This is a genomic window from Desulfolutivibrio sp., from assembly GCF_036584575.1.
GTDB lineage: Bacteria > Desulfobacterota > Desulfovibrionia > Desulfovibrionales > Desulfovibrionaceae > Desulfolutivibrio.
The window spans coordinates 1-2,987 of record NZ_JAZHDB010000040.1; the positions used below are offsets into that span (position 1 = coordinate 1).

A 2,987-nucleotide genomic window follows, 5' to 3' on the forward strand; every position below is an offset into this window, starting at 1 on the left:
AGGGACTTTCACGGCAAGCCCACCTCCTGCGGCGAGATCTACGACATGCACAAGCGCCAGGGCCGCTGCGGCCCGGGTGAGCCCCCCGGACAGGGCGGCCAGGGTCAGGGCCGCGCGCTCCAGGCGCCCAGCCGGGGACAGCCAGGACAGCCCCCGGGTCAGGTGGGCCAGGCGCGCCTCCCTCTCCGCCAGGAGGCGGCGCACGGCGGCCACGGCGGCGGTCTCCAGGTCGTCCACGCGCTGCATGTAGATCCGCCGCTCGGGCCACAGGGTCTGGGCCGCATGGGACGGGGTGGCGGCCCGCACGTCGGCCGTCATGTCCGCGATGGTGGTGTCCACCTCGTGCCCGACGCCCGTGAGCACGGGCACGGGGCAGGCGAAAACGGCGTCGGCCACGACCCGGGTGTTGAAGGCCCACAGATCCTCGATGGACCCGCCTCCCCGGATGAGCACCGCCACCTGGGCCCAGCCCTGGCGGCCGATGTCCGAAATGGCCGCTGCGATGCGCCCGGGCGCGGCCTCGCCCTGCACCGGGGTGTCGTGGATGCGCACCTGGCAGCCGAAGCCGCGCCCCCGGCCGACCTTGATGAAGTCGCGCACGGCGGCGCTGGTGCTGGCGGTGACCACGGCCACGCGGACAGGGTGGGGCGGCAGGGGGCGTTTGCGACCGGCGTCGAAATAGCCCAGGGCGGCCAGTTCGCGCTTTAAGGCCTCGAACTCCTGGTGGAGCCTGCCCGCGCCGAGCTCCTCCACCATCTCCACCACCAGTTGGTAGGCCCCGCGCGGCGGATAGACCGTCAGCCGACCGGCGCACAAGACCTCCATGCCGTCGGTAAGCCGCAGGGCCGCCCCCGGCTCCAAAACCTCGCCGGTGACCGGGTTGTAGCGTTCCCCGGTTCCGGTCGTGGTCCCGCCGTGGGCCCCGCGGAACCACACCGCCGCCAGGGCCGCCTCGGGGTCTTTCAGGGTGAAATAGATGTGCCCCGACGAGGGGCGCGACAGGTTGGAGATCTGGCCGCGCACGAACACCAGCGGGAATTCGGCCTCAAGCACCTCCTTGACCGCCCGTGTCAGTTCGCCAACCCGAAAGATGTGCGCCATGCAACCGTCTCCCTGCCCTCCGGCGGGGCGAGGGTGTTTGCTTATGCGATGGTGTTTGGGCCTGTCAACGCAACCGGGAAAGACCCGGGGCGCGGCCGGAAAGGACGGCCGGGCCTATTCGCCGATGATCTTGACCAGCACCCGTTTTTTGCGGCGGCCGTCGAATTCGCCGTAGAAAATGCGTTCCCATGTCCCGAAGTCCAGGCGTCCCCCGGTGACCGCCACCACCACCTCGCGGCCCATGACCTGGCGCTTCATGTGGGCGTCGGCGTTGTCTTCGCCCGTATTGTGGCGGTACTGGCTCACGGGCTCATGGGGGGCGATCTTTTCCAGCCAGACCTCGTAGTCGTGGTGCAGGCCCGGCTCGTCGTCGTTGATGAACACCGAGGCGGTGATGTGCATGGCGTTGACCAGACACAGGCCTTCCTGAATGCCCGATTCGCGCAGGCAGGCCTCCACCTCGGGGGTGATGTTCACGAAGCCGCGCCGGGAGGGCACCTGCATCCACAGTTCTTTGCGATAACTTTTCATGGCCGGTGGTCTCCTTGTCTGGGTGGGTCGCCGTGTTCCGGGTGTCGCCGCCATTTTGCGCGGGTGTCCCGCCGCCCTCAAAATCGTTGCACACGGCCGGGAAAAAAGCCATAGTGACATGGTGCCCGCTTCTTTGCCTCCCCTCGTCTGATGACGGCGTATGCAGTTTCAGGTATAATCTGCGTCATGCACAGCATGTGCAACGATGTTTCTGCACATGCCTGCGGAACGCTTCGTTCAAACGATCCAGAAAACGGCGCATCGACTTGTCATCGGAAACAACCCCTGCTAAAAGCGGGTGAAATCCAGCTTTGTCCATAACCATGAGCATATCTCTCTCCACCACCTCCGCCCCCGGGCCGCTTTTGTTGCGGCGTACAGCGGCCATCACCGACGACGAGTTCCGGGAGCTTCGGGACTTTATTTACGCCAAATGCGGCATCTGGGTGGACGAAAAACGCAAGTACCTTTTTGAAAACCGGTTCGGCAAGCGCCTGGGGGAGCTTGGGCTCAAGTCCTTCGGCGACTATCTGCGCCTTTTGCGTCACGACCCGGGCCGTGACAAGGAATTGCAGTTGGTCTTCGAACTGGTGACCACCAACGAGACCAGCCTGTATCGGGACTTGAAACAGCTCGACGGGTTCAAAACCCACATCCTGCTGCCGCTTCTGGCCGAACAGCGCAAGGCGGGCCGCCTGGAGATCAACATCTGGTCCGCAGGCTGCTCCTCGGGCGAGGAACCCTACACCCTGGCCATCATGCTCCACGAGGAGCTCGGGGTGGACATCCGGCGTTGGAAAATCCAGATCACCGGCTGCGACCTCTCCCCGGCCATGGTGGCTAAGGCCCGGGCCGGGATCTATGCCGACTACGCCTTCAAGACCACCCCCGAGACGATAAAAAAGAAGTATTTCACGGTGGTCAAGGACGGTCTCAAAGTCGCGCCCCATGTGGCGGCGCTCACGTCGTTTTCGGTGCTCAATTTAAACGACATCCTGGCCGTCAAGCGTATCCCCAAGTCCCATGTGGTGTTTTGCCGCAATGTGATCATCTATTTCGACGACGCCATGAAGAAGAAGGTGGTGGGGTCGTTTTATGAAAATCTGGCCCCGGGCGGTTTTTTGGTGCTCGGGCATTCGGAGACCCTGCATAAGATCAGTTCGGCCTTCCGGCCCAAATTCATATCCGGCGCGGTGGCGTATCAGCGGATTTAGCGCGGCGGCGGGCGGTGGCCGCAGGGCGCGCCAAGCAAGGGATAGGTAAAAAACACGGTCGTGTTTTTTGGTGGTGCTCCGGGGCCGTGGCGTATCAGCGGATTTAGCGCGGCGGCGGGCGGTGGCCGCAGGGCGCGCCAA

General features: G+C 64.6%; 3 protein-coding genes. 1 reads left to right on the forward strand and 2 read right to left on the reverse strand.

All coding sequences use genetic code 11. The features are described from left to right. Positions 1–1,101 (reverse strand): exodeoxyribonuclease VII large subunit (gene xseA, locus V3572_RS03220; RefSeq protein ID WP_332109533.1); only part of this gene is annotated, 1,101 nt, incomplete at its 3' end. Positions 1,102–1,215: 114 nt separating this feature from the next. Continuing rightward, positions 1,216–1,632 carry a secondary thiamine-phosphate synthase enzyme YjbQ gene (locus tag V3572_RS03225; RefSeq protein ID WP_332109534.1) on the reverse strand — a complete coding sequence of 139 codons (417 nt, stop codon included), beginning with the start codon at positions 1,630–1,632 and terminating at the stop codon, positions 1,216–1,218. 323 nt (positions 1,633–1,955) lie between these two features. On the opposite strand from V3572_RS03225, the gene V3572_RS03230 reads away from it, so the two are divergent. Continuing rightward, positions 1,956–2,846, forward strand: a complete 891-nt coding sequence (locus tag V3572_RS03230) for a CheR family methyltransferase (protein ID WP_332109535.1) — start codon at positions 1,956–1,958, stop codon at positions 2,844–2,846. The last annotated feature ends 141 nt before the right edge of the window (positions 2,847–2,987 follow it).